Here is a 23,636-nt window from a genome sequence, read left to right as displayed (position 1 = left end):
TTCCTCCCTGAACAGATGCGCTAAGGGTAACATCGCGAGCGGCAGGAGGCTATGTAGGTGCGGATAATCAGGAAGATGCCTCGCAAAACGAGGCATCTGAGGGGGCTTAATCGCAGGTGACAATCTTCATCGCCAGACCACCGCGTGAGGTTTCGCGGTATTTGGCGTTCATGTCTTTCCCGGTTTCGTACATGGTTTCGATAACTTTATCGAGACATACGCGCGGCTCGCTGGTACGGCGCAGTGCCATACGTGCGGCGTTGACCGCTTTTACTGCGGCAATGGCGTTACGTTCGATGCACGGTACCTGTACCTGTCCGGCAACCGGATCGCAGGTCAGCCCCAGGTTATGTTCCATGCCGATTTCCGCGGCAATGCACACCTGCATCGGGCTACCGCCCAGCAGTTCAGCCAGGCCTGCCGCCGCCATGGAGCAGGCAACACCGACTTCACCCTGACAGCCGACTTCTGCGCCAGAGATAGAGGCGTTCATTTTGTACAGTGAACCGATAGCGCTTGCCACCAGCATGTAGCGTGCCAGTGAGTTGGCGTTCACTTCACGGATGAACTTGTCGTAGTACGCCAGCACGGCCGGAACGATGCCACAGGCGCCGTTAGTCGGTGCAGTCACTACGCGGCCACCGGCAGCGTTCTCTTCGTTTACCGCGAGGGCAAACATGTTGATCCAGTCAACAACCGCCATTGGATCGCTGGTGGTTTTGTCCTGGCTTACCAGCATGCGGCGCAGCGCGGCGGCACGGCGCGGAACGCGCAGCTTGCCCGGCAGCACGCCTTCGGTGGTGATGCCACGCTCGATACCGCTGTGCATGACTTCCCAGACGCTGGCGAAGTGCTGTTCCAGCTCTTCTTTGCTGTGCAGCGCCAGCTCGTTCTTCATCATCAGGCCGGAGAGTGACAGTCCGGATTCCTGGCAGTGGCGCTGCAGATCAGCCGCAGAGCTGTACGGGTAAGGAACTTCTACCGGCGCGCTGTTGGACTGACCAAAATGTTCTTCGTCGACAATAAAGCCGCCGCCGATGGAGTAATAGGTTTTGCTGTGAACAACTTTTTCACCGCTAAGCGCAGTGATGCGCATACCGTTCTCATGCAGAGAAAGGTTGTCGGTGTGGAAGTTCATGCAGTGGTCAACCGGGAACTCGACTTCGTGCTGACCGTTTGCCAGCAGCAGTCGGCCGTGAGTGTTCACGTCCTGAATAAAGCCCGGGATAGCATCGATATCGACGGTGTCCGGCAGGTTACCCGCCAGGCCCATGATAATGGCGATATCGGTGTGGTGACCTTTACCGGTCAGGGAGAGCGAGCCGTACACGTCGACGACTACGCGGGTTACATCATTGAGGATCCCGCGTGCAATCAGGTCGTCCGTGAATTGCTTGCCCGCTTTCATTGGCCCAACGGTGTGGGAGCTGGAAGGACCAATGCCGATTTTGAAAATATCGAATACGCTGATCATAATGCGTCCATTCCTGAAAAGATTGGCGCCGCCTGAAGGCGGCGCGGGGGATTAGCTGAACAGAGAGTAGAAGATTGCGGAGATAGCGATGAGGCCCATGATAACAACGAAGGCGTTGCTGATGTGGCCGCTGTATTTACGCATTGCCGGTACTTTCTGAATCGCGTACATCGGCATCAGGAACAGGATCATCGCGATAACCGGGCCGCCCAGGGTTTCAATCATACCCAGGATGCTTGGGTTCAGGGTCGCTACTGCCCAGGTCGTCACCAGCATGAACAGCGCGGTGATTTTGTTCAGTTTGTTGATTTCAATGGTCTTGCCTTTACCGCGCAGAGACTTGATAACCATACCGTTGAAGCCTTCACGTGCGCCCAGATAGTGGCCGAGGAAGGATTTGGTGATAGCAATCATCGCAATGATAGGAGCCATCCACGCAATCAACGGTGCGTTAAAGTGGTTTGCCAGGTAAGACAGGATAGAGATGTTCTGATCTTTTGCCGCAGCCAGGTCTGCCGGGGAGAGGCTCAGTACGCAGCTGAACACGAAGAACATCACGGTAATAACCATCATGATGTGCGCGCGGGCCAGGATGCTGGAACATTTTTTCTCTGCACCGTCGCCGTACTCTTCACGCTTCGCTACCGCGAAGGAGGAGATGATCGGAGAGTGGTTGAAGGAGAACACCATCACCGGGATAGCCAGCCACAGGGTCAGCCACAGGCCTTTGCCGGTAGATGCTGCGCTGCTGAAAGACAGGGTTTCCAGTGCAGCACCGTTCCACTCAGGGATCAGGTACAGCGCCAGCAGCATCAGAGCGATAACGAACGGGAACACCAGGATGCTCATCGCCTTAACGATCATTTTCTCACCGAAGCGCACGATGGTCATCATGCCGATGATAAGGATCAGGGAGAGGATAGCACGCGGCGGAGCAGTCATACCCAGCTGGTGGGTGATGAAACTGTCTACGGTGTTGGTGATTGCCACGCTGTAAACCAGCAGGATCGGGTAGATAGCGAAGAAGTACAGCAGGGTGATGATTTTACCTGCGCCAACGCCAAAGTGTTCTTCAACTACTTCAGTGATGTCTTCGCCCGGGTTTTTACCGGAAAGCACGAAGCGGGTCATGCCGCGGTGTGCGAAGAACGTCATCGGGAAAGCAAGGATTGCCATGATGATAAGCGGGATCATACCGCCTACACCGGCGTTAATCGGCAGGAACAGAACGCCCGCGCCGATAGCAGTGCCGTAAAGGCCCAGCATCCACATGGTGTCCGTTTTACGCCATGCGCTTCGGGTTTCTACCGAAGCAATGGTGCTGGTTTGAGTGTTTTCCATCTGTATCTCCTGGAGGAATCAATCGAATCTATTTAATAAACTGCTAACAATGATTAAAAATCCGCTCAACAACGGTTTTTTTGTAGTTTTCACCTGTCACTATTAATGGGCGGAAAGATACATTCAAGTTGTCAATGTATCAGTGATCGCGATCTCAATTGCGATATTATACTATCAATGTGTCTGTTCTTAGACCATCAACCTAAAAATTAAAAACACATAGAATTTTATTGGCGCAAATGTCGCTGGAAACGGGATATACAGAGGTAGTGCCTTGATGGCAAAGCGATTTTTAAACTGGGAAAAGTGACGGAAGTGGCGTTTTTAGACGGTTTATCACGCTTTTTAGTGATAAATAGAACTTTTATCAGAATGATAACTGGTCGTTTCGGAAAGTTTAGGTAAGAAAAGAGAAGGGCGGCTTTTTCGCCGCCCTGAGGGTGTTATCAGGAACAAATCTCGTAACATGGTATGTAGGCAGAGCCCGGGAGTTTCATGCGGTGCTGAGCCACAAATCCCTGCAGCAGATCGTCCATGCGGCGCATCATTTCGCTGTCACCGTGGATTTTGTACGGACCATACTTCTCAATCGCCTGAATGCCTACCTGTTTAACGTTCCCCGCCACGATGCCAGAGAAGGCGCGGCGCAGGTCGGCGGCCAGCACTTCCACCGGCTGGTCGGGGTAGAGCTTCAGGTTCGCCATATTCTCATGCGACGGCTCAAACGGCTGTTGCAGGTCCGGCGCAATACGAATCGACCAGTTGAAGCTGTAAGCATCACCGGTATCACGGCGGTTCTCTTTCACCAGCGGCATGGCTTTCTTCATCTGGCGAGCAACCTCTGCCGCATCGTCGATGATAATGCGATAGTGGCGACGCGCGCTTTCCCCCAGCGTATGAACGATAAATTCATCGAGTACGCGGAAGTAGTCGGCGCTTTCTTTCGGGCCGGTGAGGATGAGCGGCAGTACCTGGTCTTTGTTGGCTGGGTTCATCAGAATACCCAACAGATACAGCAACTCTTCTGCGGTTCCGACCCCACCCGGGAAGATGATTATCCCGTGAGCCAGACGTACAAACGCCTCAAGGCGTTTTTCGATGTCCGGCATGATGATGAGTTCGTTCACCAGCGGGTTAGGCGGCTCGGCGGCAATGATAGAAGGTTCGGTCATACCAATGAAACGACCTTCTTTGTATCGTTGCTGCGCGTGACCGACGGCGGCACCTTTCATCGGCGCTTCCATCGCACCAGGACCACAGCCGGTGCAGATATTCAGCTCGCGCAGGCCCAGTTGGGTTCCGACGCGGCGGGCGTAAAGGTACTCATTTTCGTTGATAGAGTGGCCACCCCAGCACACCACCATGCTCGGTGCCTCGCCAACGTGCAGCGCACGGGCGTTACGCAGAATCGAGAATACCAGGTTAGTGATATGGGTGGAGCTCTCGAGATCCAGATTCGGGAAGCGAACGGTGTTATGAATTTGTCCGTAAACGAACAAAATATCGCGCAGTACGGCGAACAGGTTGGCCTGCAAAGAGCGAATAATACGTCCGTCGACAAATGCCTCTTCCGGCGGATTGATAAGTTCCAGTTTTACGCCACGTTCACGACGTAACACGTTGATATCAAAACTCTCGAAGCGAGAAAGTAGCTCTTTACTGTTATCGGTCAGACTACCGGAGTTAAGTACAGCCAGTGAGCAGTTGCGAAACAGTTGATACAAATCGCTGCTGGCGTTGCTTTTTAGCATGTCAACTTCCAGCTGCGATAGCATATCCATAGAGCCAAGCGGGCTAATATGTGTAATCAAGTGAACTCCTTACGGGACAAGTATCGTCTTTCCCTATGGATTACAATAGCCTTGCCGGATCTGTTTCTACAAGGGGAAGCGCGGACTATTTCCGCGCCTGTTGAGTAAGAATTGATTACTGACGGACGAGACGTCCGGTGGCGGGAACAAAGTCGGTATTGGTGCGCCACGGGTTGATGTCCAGACCGCCGCGACGCGTGTAGCGTGCATAAACGCTCAGGGTCTCGGGCTGGCACAAGCGCTGGATGTCATTGAAAATGCGCTCGACACACTGCTCGTGAAACTCGTTATGGTGGCGGAACGACACCAGATAACGCAGCAGCTTTTCACGGTCGATTTTCGGCCCGCGATACTGAACTTGCACGGACCCCCAGTCAGGCTGGTGGGTAATCAGGCAGTTTGATTTCAAAAGATGGCTGACCAGCGTCTCTTCCACCACTTTGCCGCTGGCGGCATTCTCCAGGTAGTCGGTGCTGAACTGGTAGTTATCGATTTCGATATCCTGATTATCGATGCAGGTACCGTGGAAGTGAGCTATCGGCTGCCCTTCAATTTCATCCAACTGGTACAACGCGACGCTCACCTTGCCCTGTGCGCAGGCGCTGAGATCGCGCTCCAGAGTGTCTCGCACCTCTTCCTGACTTGCAAAACGCGTCTGGTTGAAGCTGTTGAGATAGAGCTTAAAGCTCTTTGACTCAATGAGGTTTACCGTTCTGTCGCTAAGCTCAACGTGGCCGACTGCCACCTGCGGCAGGCCGCGAGCGTTAAGCCATGACAGTTCGTAGAGCGTCCAGATATCCGCGCCGTGAAAAGGCAGGCTATCGGCATGCAGACCGAGCGGATCGCGGTTCAGACTACGGGGCACGCCCTGCAGCAGGCTGGCATCGTAGATGTCGCGGTAGTCGGTGGCTTTGCCGAGCGTCAGCCCCGACAGCGCCTGATGATTTTCGTAAGAGGACATGTTTCACCGTTATAAAGCAGGTACACTATCGCGCAAGTGTACCCTGGCTAAAGAGAAGAGAGAAATCGGTGGCAAATCAGACCGCAGAAGCGCTGCAGGCGTTTACCCAACGTTATTGTGAGGCATGGCATCAGGCTCGTGATAGCTGGCCGCTCAGTGAAGATCTGCACGGCGTGCCGTCGCCCTGCATTATTTCCAGCACTGAGGATGCAGTGTACTGGCAGCCACAACCCTTTGATCTTGAGCAGAACCTAAATGCGGTTGAACGTGCAATGGACATTGTGGTACAACAGCCGATTCATAGTTATTATACCACTCAGTACGCGGGCGATATGCATGCCCGGTTTGCCGGCGAATCGCTGACGTTACTACAGACCTGGAGTCCGGACGACTTTCGTCGGGTACAGGAAAATCTGATTGGTCATCTGGTAACGCAAAAACGTCTGAAGCTCTCTCCGACGTTGTTCATTGCCACCCTGGCGAGCGAACTGGACGTGATTTCGGTCTGTAATATCTCAGGCGAAGTCATCAAAGAGACCCTCGGAACGCGCAATCGCACGGTGCTGGCTCCCTCTCTTGCGAGCTTTCTCAATCAACTTGAGCCTCTTCTGTAATCCAGTTTGCTACAGACCTTGTGAGAGATCTCTTACACGCACTGTGAGAGATCGCCTGGACAAGGGTAAGCCGCGTAGGACGTCTGACGCACTCATTCGAACAAATTCAATAAGTTAAGGTAATAACTTTTCACTTTCGAATGAAATAGACTCTGGGTATTTGTCCTGGAGTGGGCTTGTAAGACGATACGGAATAAGAGATTCTATGTACGTCGACAGGAAGTCGCACAGAGAAACGAACATCAGGATGATGACGTTTCAGGAACACACCAGGACGGTGCTGCAGGGAAAGGCTTTAGGATGAAGCAAGTGGACAACGCAGGAACGCGTTAAAGGACACCTCCAGGAGGGAGAACGAGAGCCGGTCGGGATGTTCGGTGGATCAGGAAGATCAAAGGATTTGCTCAGGGATTAGCAATTTCGCATCGGGGTGGTGCGAAGCAGGATGCACTGGTTTACGGATGAACACGGGTCAGGAGACCCTCAGGAAAAGTTGTCAAGGATGAGCAGGGAGCACCAAAAGTAGCCGGAATGCTGCGAAACGAACCGGGAGCACTGTGTAAACAGTGCTCCCTTTTTTTGTTTTTCCTCCACCAGTGCTATTCTTCGCGCCAGATTTTATGCTTCCGAGGTTCTCATGACGCTTCACGACAACGTACGCACCCAACTGCGCGCCATCGAAACGGTACTGCGCCTGCACCAGCACTGGCAGGAAACCGCACCGGCGCAGAGCGCATTTTTGAGCGATCAGCCGTTTTGCATGGATACCCTCGAGCCGCTTGAGTGGTTGCAGTGGGTACTTATCCCACGTATGCATCAACTGCTGGATAACGCTCAGCCGCTACCGACGAGTTTCGCGGTAGCGCCGTATTACGAAATTGCGCTGGATGCCAGCCACCCTCTGCGTGAGCATATTCTGCCCGAGCTGGTGGCGCTCGATGCGCTGTTCCCGGACGGTAGCGCCTGATGCTGGAAATTATCTATCAGGACGAGTGGCTGGTAGCGGTCAACAAACCGTCGGGCTGGCTGGTGCATCGTAGCTGGCTCGATCGCGATGAAAAAGTGGTGGTCATGCAGACCGTGCGTGACCAGATTGGCCAGCACGTGTTTACCGCTCATCGTCTCGATCGCCCTACCTCGGGCGTTCTGCTGATGGGGTTGTCGAGCGAGGCCGGACGACGTTTGTCGCAGCAGTTCGAGCAACATCAGATCCAGAAACGCTACCATGCGGTCGTACGCGGCTGGCTGACCGACGACGCGGTGCTGGACTACCCGCTGGTGGAAGAGCTCGATAAAATCGCCGATAAGTTCGCCCGTGAGAATAAAGATCCGCAACCGGCGGTCACCCATTATCGTGGCCTGGCAACGGTAGAAATGCCGGTGGCTACGGGTCGCTACCCGACAACCCGCTATGGTCTTGTCGAGCTGGAACCGAAAACCGGGCGTAAACATCAGCTGCGCCGCCATCTTAGCCACCTTCGTCACCCCATTATTGGCGACAGCAAGCACGGTGACCTGCGCCAGAACCGCAGTGCGGCCGAGCATTTCGGCTGTCATCGCCTGATGCTGCATGCGAGCTCCCTCAGCCTGACCCATCCTTTTACTCACGAACCTTTAACGCTGCACGCCGGGTTCGACAGCGTCTGGATGCAGGCGCTGTCACACTTTGGCTGGCGCGGGCTTCTCCCGATAAATGAAAGGGTTGAGTTTAATGCTGTCAGCGGTCAGGATGAGTTAATTAAACGTTAAACAGGGAGTGAATCATGGCGGAGATTGGTATTTTTGTCGGCACGATGTACGGAAACGCGCTGCTGGTTGCCGAAGAGGCAGAAACCATCCTGACGGGTCTTGGCCATAAGGCGACGGTCTATGAAGATCCTGAGGTGGGCGACTGGGAGTCGTACACCGGGAAATACGCGCTGGTGGTCACTTCGACAACCGGGCAGGGCGATCTGCCGGACAGCATCGTCCCGCTGTATGAGGGGATCAAAGATATGTATCAGCCGCATATGCGCTACGGCATTATTGCGCTTGGCGACAGCACCTACGCGAATTTCTGCGGTGGCGGCAAACGCTTTGACGCCCTGCTGCAGGAGCAGGGCGCCCAGCGGATTGGTGACATGTTGATGATTGATGCCAGCGAAGATCCGGAGCCGGAAAGCGTCTCCAACCCGTGGGTTGAACAGTGGGCGACGCTCCTCAGCTGACGGTAAGCGCCGTCAGTCAATTAACCGACGCGCTTCGCGCGTAACGTTATCCATCTCGTCCAGCAATTCCAGGAACTCCGGCTCCAGTTCATCCGCCGGGGTTCCATTGCGTAGCTGCCCCTCAATCAGATTGCACAGGTTTTTCAGCCGCGGCACGCCGCTGTAACCACAGCTGCCGTGCAGTTTGTGAATGGCATCAATCAGCCCTTCCGGCGCTTCGCCGACTAACTGCTCTTCAACTTTGTTACGGATCTCCGGCAGGAACGCCACCAGCATCTGCAGCATTTCTCGCGCCAGATCCGGCTTTCCAGCCGCCTGACGCAGCGCCAGCTGCCAGTCGAGCGTCGCGTTGATGTTGACGGTGGGCTCCGGGGCTTCCTGCGACGTCAGAGCGTTAGATACGTTGTAGCCGGGCTTGTAGCGCAGCAGCAGGTTGCGCAGTTTGCTCTCTTCTATCGGCTTTGCCAGATAGTCGTTCATCCCGGCGCTCAGCAGCTTCTCTTTTTGCCCCGCCATCGCGTGGGCGGTGACCGCAATCACCGGCGTCTGCTGCTGGTGTGGTAGCTGGCGGATAAGCTCACAGGCACGAATGCCGTCCATATCGGGCATCTGAATATCCATCAGGATCAGATCCAACTGCATCTGTTTAGCGCGCTCGATGGCCTGCTTACCGCTATCGCAAAGCGTAACGTACTGCACCTGATCCTCAAGCAGTACGCCGATGAGCTTCAGGTTTGCCGGGTTATCGTCCACCGCCATAACCGTCATCGGCAGCTTGTTGTTATCCACCAACAGCGGTGGTACTGGCTGACTGTGACGACCATAGGCCGTCAACGCCGGAAGCAAACGAGTGGCGGTTAACGGTTTTAGCAGACAGGCGGCTGCGCCGTTTTGTTTGAGCATCTCTGCGCTGACCTGAGCGTGGCAAGGGAGCGCCAGCAGCAGGTAATCCGTCATCGAACGCGCGATAGCGAGCTTGTCATAGTGCGCATCCAGATCGCGCATCGACACCGGAATGGCGATGAGCAGGATGTCGTAGTGATCCTGCGGTAGCGCCGAGAACGTCGGGCTGTAAACCACCTCGAGCGGCGTAGTGGCCAGCAGATCCAGCGTCGATTGCGCCGCCGCCGCGTTGGCTTCAACGTAGGCCAGACGCTTACCGACCAGACAATCGGTTAACGGGCCATCGGAAACGACGTTCGGATTGAGATCGAGGTTTATGTGGAACCAGAAGGTGGAGCCGCGGTTAGGCTGGCTGTGGAATGAGATATCGCCACCCATCTCTTTTACCAGCTTCTGGGTAATGACGAGGCCTAACCCGGTACCGCCGTGGCGGCGGGAGATACTGGCATCGGCCTGACGGAACGCCTGGAACAGCCGCGACTGGTCGCGCTCCGGAATACCAATGCCGGTATCGCGGATCTGTACTTCAATCTGCACCTTGGTATTGCTGAGTGCGCGCTTCTCAACCAGAACGTCGATATTACCGCTTTCGGTAAACTTGATGGCATTTCCCACCAGGTTGGTGATCACCTGCTGCAGGCGCAGCGGATCGCCAATGACGTTGTCCGGCACATCGTTTTTGATGTTAAGCGTCAGCTCAAGGTTTTTGTCGTGCGCCGAATGCGCCAGCAGAGTGACAATCTCATCAAGGGTGTTACGCAGCGGGAACGGGATGCTCTCAAGAATGAGCTTCCCGGCCTCCAGCTTGGAGAAGTCCAGCACGTCGTTGATGATAGCCAGCAGATTATTCGCCGAGCGTTCGATGGTGTTCAGGTGATCGCGCTGAGTGGTGGTGAGGTCAGTTTTCAGCGTCAGGCGCGTGAAACCAATCACCCCGTTAAGCGGTGTACGCAGCTCGTGAGACATATTGGCCAGGAATTCGGATTTGATTCGCGCGGCTTCCTGGGCGCGCTTTTTCGCCAGATCCAGCTCAACGTTCTGGATCTCCATCTGCTCTAAGGTTTCGCGCAGATCGGAGGTCGCCTGGTCAACGTTGTGCTGCATCTCCTCGTGATAGGCGGCAAGCGACATCGCCATCGAGTTGATGCCGTTTTTCAGCATATCCAGTTCGCCGAGCATAAAACCTTCGACGCGGCTGTCGAGCTGCCCCCGGCGGATGCGGTCAACGGTATTGACCATATTTCGGATTGGGCCGGTTACATCACGCATCAGCCGCCAGCCAAATATCAGCGCAATACCGATACAGAACAGCATCATGACGCTTGAGATAAAAATCTCTTTGTACTGCTGCAGACGTACCGACTTGAGATCGAGCTCCAGTGCCACGTAGCCCAGCATGTTGACCGGAGTTTTGGCGTCAGACTCTGGCGATTCATCAGGAGAATAGCTCTCGGAGATTATCGGCGTGCGCAGGATCATAATGTCGCCGTGGCGTGCCACGCTCAACCTTCGTGGGAAGGGCGCGTCTTTTGGCAACTGTAGCTGACCCGGATCCAGCTGGTAGTTGGAGGTAACAAACAGACGGTTGTGTTCGTCGTACACTGAAATCGCCCGCACAATATCGGAATGGCGGCGATGCAGAACGCTAATCAGTTGGCCAATGGCCTCACGATTTTGCAGGTTCATGCCGTACTCGCTTGAAACCGCGAGAGGTTCAATAATACTGGCTCCGGCGTCTTCCAGTTGACGCTGTAGATCGTTATAGCGGTGTACCACAAAGAAGATACTGAGCAGCAAACCAATCAGTACGGTCGGTGCCAGGATCAGAATCATCATGCGAGCACGCAGGCTGTAGTTGGTCATGGAGTTCCGTTATGGGAGAATGTGAGTCAATATGTACGTTCGAGACAAATCTCTACAATGGCGCAATTCTACTCTGCAAAACGGCGCGTGACGACGCGCCAGATCATAACCGTGACGGTCAATGACCTCGATCCCTTCGGTCAGGGCGTGGCCCGCCATAACGGAAAAGCGCTGTTTGTGAGTGGCTTACTGTCGCAGGAAAGCGCGGAGGTGACGCTCACCGAAGATAAAAAGCAGTATGCCCGCGCACAGGTAAAACGTCGACTAAATGATAGCCCGGAGCGTGAAAAGCCGAAATGTCGGCACTTCGGAACCTGCGGCGGCTGCCAGCAACAACATGCCTCTGTTGACCTGCAGCAGCGCAGCAAGCGGGCAGCGCTTGCGCGTCTGATGAAACATGACGTTGATGAAGTGATTGCCGGAACGCCCTGGGGCTATCGTCGTCGGGCGCGTCTCAGCCTGAATTACCAGCCGAAAACCCAGCAACTGCAGATGGGGTTTCGTAAAGCCAATGCCAGCGACATCATCGATGTGGGGCAATGCCCCATTTTGGTGCCCCAACTTGAGGCGCTGCTCGCACCGCTGCGGGAATGTCTGAGTAGCCTGAAATCTGCTCGTCAGCTGGGCCACGTCGAGCTGGTGCTGGCCGATAACGGCCCGCTGATGGTGCTACGCCATACGGCAGCGCTGCCTGCTGCCGACAAAGAAAAACTGGAACGCTTTTCGCATACTCACGCACTTGCGCTGTATCTGGCCCCGCAAAGCGAGATACTGGAGCACGTGTATGGTGAAACGCCATGGTATACGTCAAACGGTCTACGCTTAACGTTCAGTCCGCGCGACTTCATCCAGGTAAACGACAACGTGAACCAGCAAATGGTTGCGACGGCGCTGTCCTGGCTCGATGTTCAGCCAGACGATAGCGTGCTCGACCTGTTCTGCGGAATGGGTAACTTTACGCTCCCGCTGGCCCAGCGTGCCGCTGAGGTGGTGGGGGTCGAAGGGGTACCTGCTCTGGTTGAGAAAGGGCAGCAGAACGCGGCGTTGAATCATTTACACAATGTGACCTTCTTTCACGAAAATCTGGAGGAAGATGTTACCCGGCAAACGTGGGCGCAGCACGGCTTTGATAAGGTCCTGCTCGATCCGGCGCGTGCCGGTGCGCCAGGCGTAATGCAGCACATAATCAAACTTGCACCGAAACGTGTGGTCTATGTTTCCTGTAACCCGGCAACGCTTGCTCGAGACAGCGAGGCGCTATTGCAGGCGGGTTATCGGATTGGGCGTCTGGCGATGCTGGATATGTTCCCGCACACAGGGCACCTGGAGTCGATGGTGTTGTTCGAGCACATTTAATGAATCAAGGCTTGTCGAATTCGCCAGGCCCGGTCCCAAAAGGAGAGGACAATGGTTGCGGTAAGAAGTGCACATATAAATAAAGCTGGCGAATTTGATCCGCAAAAGTGGATTGCGAGCCTGGGTAACACCAGCCAGCAGACGTGTGAACGCTTAGCCGAGACATGGACCTATTGTCGTGAGCAAACCGAAGGACATGCTGACGCCGACCTGCTGCTGTGGCGCGGGGTTGAGATGGTGGAGATCCTGTCAATGCTCAGCATGGACAGCGACACGCTGCGCGCGGCACTGCTTTTCCCGCTGGTTGACAGCGGCGCCGTAACGGAAGAGGCCATCCAGGAGCATTTTGGTAAATCTGTTGTGGCGCTTATCCATGGCGTGCGCGACATGGCGGCAATTCGTCAGTTAAAAGCCACTCACAATGATTCCGTTTCTTCAGAGCAGGTCGACAACGTTCGCCGGATGCTGCTGGCGATGGTCGACGATTTCCGCTGCGTGGTCATTAAGCTCGCCGAGCGGCTGGCACATCTGCGCGAGGTAAAAGACGCTCCGGAAGATGAGCGCGTGCTGGCGGCAAAAGAGTGCACCAATATCTACGCGCCGCTGGCGAACCGTCTCGGCATTGGTCAGCTCAAATGGGAGCTTGAAGACTACTGCTTCCGCTATCTGCATCCGGAAGAGTACAAACGCATCGCGAAACTGCTGCACGAACGCCGTCTCGACAGGGAGTACTACATTGATGAATTCGTCGGTAAGCTCCGCTCTTCTATCAAAGAGGAAGGGGTGAAAGCCGAGGTATACGGTCGTCCGAAGCATATCTACAGCATCTGGCGCAAAATGCAGAAAAAGCACCTCGCTTTTGACGAGCTGTTTGACGTCCGCGCCGTGCGTATTGTCGCTGAGCGTCTGCAGGACTGCTACGCCGCGCTGGGGATAGTGCATACTCACTTCCGTCATTTGCCGGACGAGTTCGACGACTACGTTGCCAACCCAAAACCCAACGGTTATCAGTCTATCCATACTGTGGTGCTGGGGCCGGGCGGTAAAACCGTTGAAATTCAAATTCGTACCCGTCAGATGCACGAGGATGCCGAACTCGGCGTTGCCGCGCACTGGAAGTACAAAGAGGGGGCAGCAAGCGGCTTGCGCTCCGGGTATGAAGACCGTATCGCCTGGCTGCGTAAGCTGATTGCCTGGCAGGAAGAGATGGCCGACTCCGGCGAGATGCTCGACGAAGTGCGCAGCCAGGTGTTTGACGATCGGGTCTACGTCTTTACGCCGAAGGGCGATGTTGTGGACTTACCTGCCGGCTCCACGCCGCTCGACTTTGCCTACCATATTCATAGTGACGTTGGGCACCGCTGCATCGGGGCGAAAATAGGCGGGCGTATCGTGCCGTTTACCTATCAGCTGCAGATGGGCGATCAGATTGAAATTATCACCCAGAAGCAGCCGAACCCAAGCCGCGACTGGCTGAACCCGAACCTCGGATATATCACCACCAGCCGTGGACGGTCGAAAATTCACGCCTGGTTCCGTAAACAGGACAGAGATAAAAATATCCTTGCCGGGCGTCAGATCCTTGATGACGAACTGGAACGGTTGGGCATCAGCCTGAAGGAAGCAGAAAAACACCTGCTGCCGCGCTACAACTTTAACGAAGTGGATGAGCTGCTGGCGTCCATCGGTGGCGGTGATATCCGTCTCAACCAGATGGTTAACTTCCTGCAGTCGCAGTTCAACAAACCCAGCGCTGCGGAGCAGGATGCCGCCGCGCTGAAACAGCTTCAGCAGAAGACTTACGCGCCGCAAAGCAACCGCAAGAAAGACGATGGACGGGTTGTGGTTGAAGGGGTTGGTAACCTGATGCACCACATCGCCCGCTGCTGTCAGCCGATTCCTGGCGACGAGATCGTTGGCTTCATCACTCAGGGGCGAGGTATTTCGGTGCACCGTGCCGACTGCGACCAGCTGGCAGAGCTGCAGTCTCATGCGCCGGAACGTATTGTTGAGGCGGTGTGGGGGGAGAGCTACTCTGCGGGCTACTCGCTGGTGGTGCGCGTGGTGGCGAACGATCGCAGCGGTTTGCTGCGCGACATCACCACGATTCTTGCCAACGAGAAGGTGAACGTCCTTGGCGTTGCCAGCCGCAGCGATACCAAACAGCAGCTGGCGACCATCGACATGACGATTGAAATTTATAACCTGCAGGTGCTGGGCCGCGTGCTCGGTAAACTGAACCAGGTGCCGGACGTGATTGACGCTCGCCGTCTGCACGGAAGTTAAAATTTAAGGAAGAACCATGACTCAAATCGACCGCCTGCTTGGCATTATGCAGCGCCTGCGTGACCCGGAAAACGGTTGTCCGTGGGATAAAGAGCAGACGTTTGCCACTATCGCGCCCTACACGCTGGAAGAGACTTACGAAGTGCTCGACGCTATCGCCCGCGAAGATTTTGACGATTTGCGCGGTGAGCTTGGCGATCTGCTCTTCCAGGTTGTGTTCTACGCGCAGATGGCGCAGGAAGAAGGGCGTTTTGACTTTAACGATATCTGCCGCGCTATCAGCGAAAAGTTAGAGCGCCGCCATCCGCACATCTTCGGTGATACGACGGCGGAAAACAGCACTGAGGTACTGGCGCGCTGGGAGCAAATCAAAAGCGCTGAGCGAGCTGAAAAATCTCAGCACTCTGCGCTGGATGATATTCCGCACAGCCTGCCGGCGCTGATGCGCTCGCATAAAATTCAGCGCCGCTGCTCTGCCGTGGGTTTCGACTGGACATCGCTGGGCCCGGTGCTCGACAAAGTGCATGAAGAGATTGATGAGGTCATGCACGAAGCACAGCAGGCGGTGGTGGATGAGGCTAAGCTCGAAGAGGAAATGGGCGATCTGCTGTTCGCCACGGTCAATTTATCCCGCCATCTGGGGGTAAAAGCCGAGGTAGCGTTACAAAAAGCGAACCTCAAATTTGAGCGTCGTTTCCGCGAAGTGGAAAGGATTGTTGCCGAGCGAGGCCTGGAAATGACCGGCGTTGACCTCGATACCATGGAAGCGGTGTGGCAGGAAGTAAAACGCCAGGAAACTGATCTCTAACGACTTTTGCACTTCAAGCGCGATTTGTGTGATTTTTAAAATGACAAGCGCTTGATTTGCGTCAAAAACAATTACTCAAAAGCGGCTATTTTCTCACTCCCTGAAATTATGTGAACCTGCTGAAGAGGTGGAAGAATGAAAGTTTGTGGCGCTCGTCGTGTTCGGGTATACTACTTTCCCGTCCTGGTTATTCCATCGTTTCACCCTAACTTCTCAGGTTCAGCATGACAACGAACTATATTTTTGTGACCGGCGGGGTCGTATCCTCTCTGGGTAAAGGCATTGCCGCAGCCTCCCTCGCAGCCATTCTTGAAGCCCGTGGCCTCAATGTGACCATCATGAAGCTGGATCCGTACATCAACGTCGATCCGGGTACCATGAGCCCAATCCAACACGGGGAAGTGTTCGTTACTGAAGACGGCGCTGAAACCGATCTGGACCTGGGTCACTATGAGCGTTTCATTCGCACCAAGATGACACGCCGCAACAACTTCACCACCGGCCGTATCTACTCAGACGTTCTGCGCAAAGAGCGCCGTGGCGACTATCTGGGCGCGACCGTACAGGTTATTCCGCATATCACTAACGCTATCAAAGAGCGCATCATCGCAGGTGGCGAAGGCCACGACGTGGTGCTGGTTGAGATTGGCGGTACCGTGGGTGATATCGAATCCCTGCCGTTCCTTGAAGCGATTCGGCAGATGGCGGTCGAAGTCGGCCGTGAACACACCCTGTATATGCACCTGACGCTGGTGCCGTACATGGCTGCAGCCGGCGAAGTGAAAACCAAACCGACGCAGCACTCCGTTAAAGAACTGCTTTCTATCGGTATTCAGCCGGATGTCCTGATTTGCCGCTCCGATCGTGCCGTTCCGGCCAACGAACGCGCCAAGATTGCTTTGTTCTGTAACGTTCCTGAAAAAGCCGTTATTTCTCTGAAAGACGTCGATTCCATTTATAAAATCCCGGGCCTGTTGAAATCACAGGGCCTTGACGATTATATTTGTAAACGATTCAGCTTGAACTGTCCGGAAGCTAACCTGGCCGAATGGGAGCAGGTTATCTATGAAGAAGCTAATCCGGCAGGGGAAGTCACGATTGGTATGGTCGGCAAGTACATTGAACTGCCGGATGCCTACAAATCAGTGATTGAAGCGCTGAAGCACGGTGGCCTGAAGAACCGCTTGACCGTCAACATCAAATTGATCGATTCGCAAGATGTTGAAACACGTGGTGTCGAAATTCTGAAAGGTCTTGATGCTATTCTTATCCCAGGTGGCTTCGGTTACCGCGGTGTAGAAGGCAAGGTTGCCACCGCACGCTATGCGCGTGAAAACAATATTCCGTATCTGGGTATTTGCCTGGGTATGCAGGTTGCGCTGATGGAGTTCGCACGTAACGTGGTTGGCATGGAAAACGCCAACTCAACGGAATTTGTGCCAGACTGTAAGTACCCGGTTGTGGCGCTCATTACCGAGTGGCGTGACGAAGAAGGTAACGTTGAAGTTCGTACCGAGAAAAGCGACCTCGGCGGCACTATGCGTCTTGGTGCGCAGGCTTGCCAGCTGTCTGACGATAGTCTGGTTCGCAAGCTGTACGGTGCGCCGGTTATTACCGAACGCCATCGTCACCGTTACGAAGTTAACAACCTGCTGTTGAAACAAATTGAAGCTGCGGGCCTGCGCGTTGCGGGCCGTTCCGGGGATGATCAGTTGGTCGAGATCATTGAAGTACCGAACCACCCATGGTTCGTCGCTTGTCAGTTCCACCCGGAGTTTACTTCTACGCCGCGTGATGGGCATCCGCTGTTTGCTGGCTTTGTGAAAGCCGCTGGCGAGTACCAGAAGCGTCAGGAGAAGTAAGAAAAGTTAGCACGACAACGCCCCACGAGGGGCGTTGTTTGTCTGGAGTTTTAGTTTAACTTGTACTGAGGAAAATCTAATGTCCAAAATCGTTAAAGTCATCGGTCGTGAAATCATCGACTCCCGTGGTAACCCGACTGTTGAAGCCGAAGTACACCTGGAAGGTGGTTTCGTCGGTATGGCAGCTGCTCCGTCAGGTGCTTCTACTGGTTCCCGCGAAGCGCTGGAACTGCGCGATGGCGACAAATCCCGCTTCCTGGGTAAAGGCGTACTGAAAGCAGTTGCTGCGGTTAACGGCCCGATTGCTCAGGCAGTGACTGGTAAAGATGCTAAAGACCAGGCCAATATCGACAAGATCATGATCGATCTGGACGGTACTGAAAACAAATCTAACTTCGGTGCGAACGCCATTCTGGCCGTTTCTCTGGCTGCTGCTAAAGCTGCTGCTGCTTCCAAAGGCATGCCGCTGTATGAGCACATCGCTGAGCTGAACGGTACTGCGGGCAAATTCTCTATGCCGGTTCCGATGATGAACATCATCAACGGCGGTGAGCACGCAGACAACAACGTTGATATCCAGGAATTCATGATTCAGCCGGTTGGCGCGAAGAGCCTGAAAGAAGCTGTACGCATGGGTTCTGAAGTGTTCCATCACCTGGCGAAAGTGCTGAAGTCTAAAGGCATGAACACCGCTGTTGGTGACGAAGGTGGCTATGCGCCGAACCTGGGCTCTAACGCCGAAGCACTGGCTGTTATTGCTGAAGCGGTTAAAGCAGCAGGCTACGAGCTGGGCAAAGACATCACTCTGGCGATGGACTGCGCAGCTTCTGAATTCTACAAAGACGGTAAATACGTTCTGGCTGGCGAAGGCAACAAAGCGTTCACCTCTGAAGAGTTCACTCACTTCCTGGAAGAGCTGACCAAACAGTACCCGATCGTCTCCATCGAAGATGGCCTGGACGAATCTGACTGGGACGGCTTCGCATACCAGACCAAAGTACTGGGCGACAAAATCCAGCTGGTTGGTGACGATCTGTTCGTAACCAACACCAAGATCCTGAAAGAAGGTATCGATAAAGGCATCGCTAACTCCATCCTGATCAAATTCAACCAGATCGGTTCTCTGACCGAAACTCTGGCTGCTATCAAGATGGCGAAAGATGCTGGCTACACTGCCGTTATCTCTCACCGTTCTGGCGAAACTGAAGATGCGACCATTGCCGACCTGGCTGTTGGTACCGCTGCAGGCCAGATCAAAACCGGTTCCATGAGCCGTTCTGACCGCGTTGCTAAATACAACCAGCTGATTCGTATCGAAGAAGCGCTGGGTGAAAAAGCACCGTACAACGGTCGTAAAGAGATTAAAGGCCAGGCATAATCGCCTTCCTTAATCTGAAATGAAAAATGCCAGTCGCGAGACTGGCATTTTTTTTGGAGCGATTATTTAAAATCTACGGCCATTTGTTGGGGAATCGATAACCCCTGAGTGGTTTGTACGCAGCGGGCGATATAGTCGGTAAAACGCGGCGGCTTCGGCATCCCGATACTCAGCAGCTTGTCGTTACTGAAACGCACGTTAAGCGTGGCAAAGGCACCGTACAGACGCATGGCTTTCAGCATCAGACGCTCATTACATGGGCCAAAGATATGTTTCAGCTCGCGGCGCATCTTCACCAGCGTTTCATAACTTACTTGAGCATACTTATCGCCAACCGGGGCTTTCTCAAGCGCCTGAGCCATTGCGTTGTCGATATCTGCAAACTTCACGCTGTTCTCTTCACCGGCAGAAATATGCACCACTTCACCGCTGGCGAGTGAGCTTTCCAGCATCAACAGCATGGCATCTGCACAGTAATCTACCGGGATCACGTCAATGCGGTCTTCCATGGAGCACATGAATTTCTGCAGCATCAGACCCATGCTGAATACCCAGAAAATACTGCTGGAAGGCTGACAGCCGTGACGGGTGTGACCGACCACGATGGAAGGGCGGGCAATCAGCAGCGGTAATTTCGGGCACTGCTCGCGCATCAGGCGTTCGATGGTGGATTTGGAATGCGTGTATTCAACCAGATGCTCGGCGTTCTCACGCAGCTCAGCGCTCTCCGCGACCAGCGAGTCTGGCTCCGGCGTGCAGGACATGGCGGTACCCACGTGCAGGAAACGCTGCAGCCCGGCTACTTTTTCCATGCGCTGGGCTAAGGCCAGCGTGCCTTCGACGTTGACTTTCCAGATAAGCGGATTGTTGCCGAAAGAAGCCACCGCCGCGCAGTTAAGCACGTGGGTAACTTTATCGAGGCGCGAGTCGGCAAGAAAATCCTCCGGATTGCCCAGATCGCCAAGCAGGATCTGCTCAGGCGTTAAACGCTGGAGGATCTCCTCGCTGATATTGAATTTACGCATATTGTCCCGTACCCGCTCAAGGCCAGATAGTGGGTCATTCGCGCGTACCAGAAGCAACAAATCCATGTGCTGATTGCTATTGAGGATTTTTTCTAATACTGCCCCGCCAAGGAATCCTGTCACCCCGGTAATGAATAATGTATTCATGCAAGCTATCTCATCATGGTTAGTGAGGCGGATTTTAGGCGCGCTTAATTAAACGGCATGTAAATAAAATGAAGGCGGGTTTGATGGTTTCTTAAGCTAATTTTAAGGTAAGGAAAAATGCGGGACGATATTTGACATTAGTCGAGTGAATAAAATTCCGTAGTAAATTAAAAAATAAATAACTTAATGATTTTTATGTGATTTATTTTGTTGATTTCGTTTTTTTAAGCAAAATAAAACAATTCTATTTGTAAAATTAAAAATGATTTGTTACATGAGAAATCAGCATTTTTATTAAACGCAGGTCACGGGAAAAGTCACCTGCGTTTAATAACATTACAATAACAACGGTAATGTGGCGCTAGCGGTTTGCTGACTTATGTCGCTGTATTCATTATTTAAAGAAATAAGTGAAGTGGTCAGCAGTTCGATCAACAACATCACACCGACTTTGGCGTTCATAGCTCCCGCGCTCAGCGGTCCTTCCGGTTTGGCGGCGACCAGGAGCATATCGCTTAACGATGCCAGCGGGCTGCTTGGGGTGTTGCTCAGTACCAGCACCTGCACACCGCGCTTACGGGCAAGTTTAACCACGTGCAGCAAATCACGCGTTGAACCAGAACTGGAGATAGCAACGACTAGATCCTCTTTGCTGAGGGTGGTGGCATTCATCGCCGCGCGGTGCATATCGCTAAAGAGCTGCGCCGGCTTACCGAAACGCAGCAGTTTATAGTGCAGGTAATCACCCAGAATAGCGCTCGCCGCCACGCCGTAAATCTGCACCGAACGCGCCTGATGCAGTGACTGTGCCGCGGTTTCGAGCATGCTGCGGTCAAGAAGTTTTGCCGTGTCCTGCAGCGCCAGCACGGATTCGTTCACCACTGAATCAATCTTATCCCCGGAAGGCTGCTGCGGCTGGCTGCTCTGAATATCCAGCGCCAGCGCCATTTTAAATTCGTTATATCCCTTACACCCCAGCACACGGCATAGCCGCGTCACGCTGGCTTCGCTGGTTTTACTCTCGCGAGCAAGCTCGGTTATCGTCAGATACAACACTTTTGCCGGGTCGTTCAGCACAAACTCGCCCAGCTTCTGCTGCGTCGGGCTGTAGCCGCTGATGCTCTGTCGCAGTCTGAGCAGCAGGTTTTCATTTTCTGACATGCCGGGTCCTTTATGCGTTTCTTTGTCGGATAGTGTGGCGGAAACGGGGGTAATCACGCCAGTCATTTTAAAAAAGTATGATCGGCTTCCAGGTTATTGGTGGTAATTTTCACTTTAATAAATTTGTGTGGTAAAAATTTTCATCAATCAACGGGCGTGAGATAAGACAATGACATTATTCAGTGGGGCCTCATCGGGGGGCTGGTTTGAAAAGGCACAGCGGTTTGGTAAATCCTTCATGCTGCCTATCGCCGTACTACCGGCAGCGGGTCTGCTGTTGGGGATTGGTGGCGCGTTGTCGAACCCGAACACGCTGACGGCATATCCGTTCCTTGACGTCGGCTGGCTGCAGGCGATTTTTACCATCATGAGCAGCGCCGGATCGATTGTGTTTGCGAACCTGTCGGTGCTGTTTGCGGTCGGTGTGGCGGTCGGCCTCGCCAAGACGGATAAAGGTACCGCGGGTCTTTCTGCGCTGCTGGCTTTTCTGGTGATGAATGCCACCATCAACGCGTTGCTCATTCTGACCGGCAAGCTTGCGACCAGTAATCCGGGAGCGGTCGGGCAGGGGATGACGCTGGGTATCCAGACGCTGGAGACCGGGGTCTTTGGTGGGGTGGTGATAGGCCTTGTAACCTGCACGCTGCATCATCGCTTTAATAAAATTTCGCTGCCGCAGTTCCTCGGCTTCTTCGGCGGTTCACGCTTTGTTCCGATTATCAGTTCGCTTGCGGCCATCGGCGTTGGCGCCATCATGACCGTGGTCTGGCCGCACTTCCAGAAGCTGATCTTTGGTCTCGGTGGGCTGGTGGATGCCACCGGCTATCTTGGCACTTTCCTTTACGGTTTTATCCTGCGCATGCTTGGCCCGTTCGGCCTGCACCACATCTTCTACCTGCCGTTCTGGACAACTGCCCTTGGCGGCAGCGAAATGATCAACGGGCATCTGGTGGAAGGGACTCAGCGTATTTTCTTCGCCCAACTGGCGGATCCTAATACCCAGCAGTTCTATATTGGCACCGCGCGGTTTATGTCCGGGCGCTTTATCACCATGATGTTTGGCCTGCTCGGTGCGTGCCTTGCGATGTACCACACGGCAAAACCGGAAAACAAAAAGCGCGTGGCCGGTCTGCTGCTTTCGGCGGCGCTGACCTCTTTCCTCACCGGGATAACCGAGCCAATTGAGTTCTCGTTCCTGTTCATCGCGCCGGTGCTGTACGTCATTCATGCGCTGTTTGACGGGCTGGCGTTCATGCTCGCACATATTCTGCATATCACTATCGGGCAGACTTTCTCCGGCGGCTTTATTGATTTCATCCTGTTCGGCATTTTGCAGGGCGAAGCGAAAACCCACTGGCTGTACGTTCCGCTGGTCGGTGTGCCGTGGTTCTTCCTCTATTACTTCACCTTCCGCTTCCTGATTAAGCGCTTTGATTTTGCCACGCCAGGCCGTGAGAAAGAGGCCGTTGTGGAGGCATCCTTAACGAAGAGTGAACGTGCCGAAGCCATCATTCGCGGCTTAGGTGGTAAAGATAATCTGGAAGAGGTGGACTGCTGCGCGACGCGTCTGCGGGTCACGGTGAAAGACGGAAGCAAAGTAGACGAAGCGGCGCTGAAGGCGACCGGTGCGCGAGGCGTCATCCTGCGCGGCAACGGCGTACAGGTTATTTATGGACCGCACGTCACCATCATCAAAAACGAAGTAGAAGAGATTTTAGCCTAATGACGACACGACTGGATTTTTTGAAAGGTAAACTGATTGTCTCCTGCCAGGCGCTGGAAAACGAACCGCTGCACAGCCCGTATATTATGTCACGGATGGCACTGGCGGCAGCGCAGGGTGGGGCGGTCGCTATTCGCGCTAACAGCGTTGTCGATATTGACGCCATCCAGCACCAGGTGGCACTGCCGGTCATTGGGATCATCAAACGTGATTACCCGGACAGCGAGGTGTTTATCACCGCCACCCTGCGTGAAGTGAACGAGCTTATGACTGTCGAACCAACGATTATCGCCCTTGACGCCACCGACCGCCCACGCCCGGGCGGGCAAACGCTGGCGGCGATGGTCGCGCAAATTCGTGAGCGTTATCCAACGCTGCTGCTGATGGCGGATATTTCAAGCGTATCTGAGGCCGTCACCGCGCAGGAGTTGGGCTTCGACTGTGTAGGCACCACGCTGTACGGCTATACCCGTGAGACGGCGGGGCACAAGCTTCCGGAAAACGACTGTCAGTTTCTGCGCGAGGTGGTAGCGGCGGTCTCGATTCCCGTGGTGGCAGAAGGGAACGTGGAGACACCGGAACTGGCTGCGCGCTGCCTGGAGATTGGGGCGCATACCATCGTGGTGGGCGGCGCGATTACCCGTCCGCAGCAGATAACCGGGCGTTTTGCGGCGGCGATTCAGGCGCAAAGCACCGATGGAGCATGACCCTCGGGC

Annotated in this window: 18 protein-coding genes; 11 read left to right on the top strand and 7 right to left on the bottom strand. The window is 54.3% G+C overall.

Annotated elements, in window-relative coordinates; translation table 11 throughout:
• Window positions 1–106: 106 nt before the first annotated feature.
• The 4 genes from GYRE_RS11400 to queF form a co-directional block, all read right to left on the bottom strand.
• Window positions 107–1,474 (bottom strand): L-serine ammonia-lyase, encoded by a 1,368-nt coding sequence (locus tag GYRE_RS11400; protein ID WP_006818481.1) that lies wholly within the window; start codon window positions 1,472–1,474, stop codon window positions 107–109.
• 51 nt (window positions 1,475–1,525) lie between these two features.
• Window positions 1,526–2,815 (bottom strand): HAAAP family serine/threonine permease, encoded by a 1,290-nt coding sequence (locus GYRE_RS11395; protein ID WP_038255355.1) that lies wholly within the window; start codon window positions 2,813–2,815, stop codon window positions 1,526–1,528.
• 446 nt (window positions 2,816–3,261) lie between these two features.
• The gene (gene ppnN / locus GYRE_RS11390; RefSeq protein ID WP_038255352.1) at window positions 3,262–4,626 is read right to left on the bottom strand and encodes a nucleotide 5'-monophosphate nucleosidase PpnN; all 1,365 of its coding nucleotides are present in this window, start codon (window positions 4,624–4,626) and stop codon (window positions 3,262–3,264) included.
• Between the two features lie 115 nt (window positions 4,627–4,741).
• On the bottom strand, window positions 4,742–5,587 hold the full coding sequence (gene queF / locus GYRE_RS11385; protein ID WP_038255351.1) for an NADPH-dependent 7-cyano-7-deazaguanine reductase QueF: 846 nt from the start codon (window positions 5,585–5,587) through the stop codon (window positions 4,742–4,744).
• A gap of 68 nt (window positions 5,588–5,655) precedes the next feature.
• On the opposite strand from queF, the gene syd reads away from it, so the two are divergent.
• The 4 genes from syd (at window position 5,656) to GYRE_RS11365 (ending at window position 8,408) form a co-directional block, all read left to right on the top strand.
• Window positions 5,656–6,201, top strand: coding sequence for a SecY-interacting protein (gene syd, locus GYRE_RS11380; protein WP_038255348.1), 546 nt, complete (start codon window positions 5,656–5,658; stop codon window positions 6,199–6,201).
• Between the two features lie 637 nt (window positions 6,202–6,838).
• Window positions 6,839–7,168 (top strand): YqcC family protein, encoded by a 330-nt coding sequence (locus tag GYRE_RS11375; protein WP_006818486.1) that lies wholly within the window; start codon window positions 6,839–6,841, stop codon window positions 7,166–7,168.
• A complete protein-coding gene (truC, locus tag GYRE_RS11370; protein ID WP_006818487.1) occupies window positions 7,168–7,950 on the top strand; it encodes a tRNA pseudouridine(65) synthase TruC in 783 nt (260 codons plus the stop codon). Before GYRE_RS11375 ends, truC begins: the two co-directional genes overlap by 1 nt.
• A 14-nt stretch (window positions 7,951–7,964) precedes the next feature.
• Window positions 7,965–8,408, top strand: coding sequence for a flavodoxin (locus GYRE_RS11365; RefSeq protein WP_006818488.1), 444 nt, complete (start codon window positions 7,965–7,967; stop codon window positions 8,406–8,408).
• A gap of 12 nt (window positions 8,409–8,420) precedes the next feature.
• Here GYRE_RS11365 and barA read toward each other — a convergent pair whose 3' ends face one another.
• The gene (barA, locus tag GYRE_RS11360; protein WP_038255346.1) at window positions 8,421–11,174 is read right to left on the bottom strand and encodes a two-component sensor histidine kinase BarA; all 2,754 of its coding nucleotides are present in this window, start codon (window positions 11,172–11,174) and stop codon (window positions 8,421–8,423) included.
• 57 nt (window positions 11,175–11,231) lie between these two features.
• On the opposite strand from barA, the gene rlmD reads away from it, so the two are divergent.
• From rlmD to eno, 5 genes are all read left to right on the top strand, one after another.
• A complete protein-coding gene (gene rlmD, locus GYRE_RS11355; protein ID WP_038255344.1) occupies window positions 11,232–12,530 on the top strand; it encodes a 23S rRNA (uracil(1939)-C(5))-methyltransferase RlmD in 1,299 nt (432 codons plus the stop codon).
• A gap of 51 nt (window positions 12,531–12,581) precedes the next feature.
• On the top strand, window positions 12,582–14,816 hold the full coding sequence (gene relA / locus GYRE_RS11350; RefSeq protein WP_038255342.1) for a GTP diphosphokinase: 2,235 nt from the start codon (window positions 12,582–12,584) through the stop codon (window positions 14,814–14,816).
• 16 nt (window positions 14,817–14,832) lie between these two features.
• A complete protein-coding gene (gene mazG, locus GYRE_RS11345) occupies window positions 14,833–15,624 on the top strand; it encodes a nucleoside triphosphate pyrophosphohydrolase (protein WP_038255340.1) in 792 nt (263 codons plus the stop codon).
• A gap of 224 nt (window positions 15,625–15,848) precedes the next feature.
• Window positions 15,849–17,486, top strand: a complete 1,638-nt coding sequence (pyrG, locus tag GYRE_RS11340) for a glutamine hydrolyzing CTP synthase (RefSeq protein WP_006818493.1) — start codon at window positions 15,849–15,851, stop codon at window positions 17,484–17,486.
• Between the two features lie 79 nt (window positions 17,487–17,565).
• Window positions 17,566–18,864, top strand: coding sequence for a phosphopyruvate hydratase (gene eno, locus GYRE_RS11335; protein WP_006818494.1), 1,299 nt, complete (start codon window positions 17,566–17,568; stop codon window positions 18,862–18,864).
• Between the two features lie 62 nt (window positions 18,865–18,926).
• On the opposite strand, the gene GYRE_RS11330 is transcribed toward eno, so the two are convergent.
• A complete protein-coding gene (locus tag GYRE_RS11330; RefSeq protein ID WP_006818495.1) occupies window positions 18,927–20,036 on the bottom strand; it encodes an SDR family oxidoreductase in 1,110 nt (369 codons plus the stop codon).
• A gap of 336 nt (window positions 20,037–20,372) precedes the next feature.
• A complete protein-coding gene (locus GYRE_RS11325) occupies window positions 20,373–21,197 on the bottom strand; it encodes a MurR/RpiR family transcriptional regulator (RefSeq protein WP_038255338.1) in 825 nt (274 codons plus the stop codon).
• Between the two features lie 169 nt (window positions 21,198–21,366).
• Here GYRE_RS11325 and GYRE_RS11320 point away from each other — a divergent pair, with 169 nt between their 5' ends.
• Window positions 21,367–22,920 (top strand): PTS transporter subunit EIIC, encoded by a 1,554-nt coding sequence (locus GYRE_RS11320; RefSeq protein ID WP_006818497.1) that lies wholly within the window; start codon window positions 21,367–21,369, stop codon window positions 22,918–22,920.
• Window positions 22,920–23,627: an N-acetylmannosamine-6-phosphate 2-epimerase gene (locus GYRE_RS11315; RefSeq protein WP_038255336.1), complete on the top strand. Its 708-nt coding sequence runs from the start codon at window positions 22,920–22,922 to the stop codon at window positions 23,625–23,627. The genes GYRE_RS11320 and GYRE_RS11315 overlap by 1 nt, the downstream gene beginning before the upstream one ends.
• The last annotated feature ends 9 nt before the right edge of the window (window positions 23,628–23,636 follow it).

Source organism: Yokenella regensburgei ATCC 49455 (assembly GCF_000735455.1).
GTDB classification, from domain to species: Bacteria; Pseudomonadota; Gammaproteobacteria; order Enterobacterales; family Enterobacteriaceae; genus Yokenella; species Yokenella regensburgei.
This window is presented reverse-complemented; position numbering and strand designations above follow the sequence as displayed.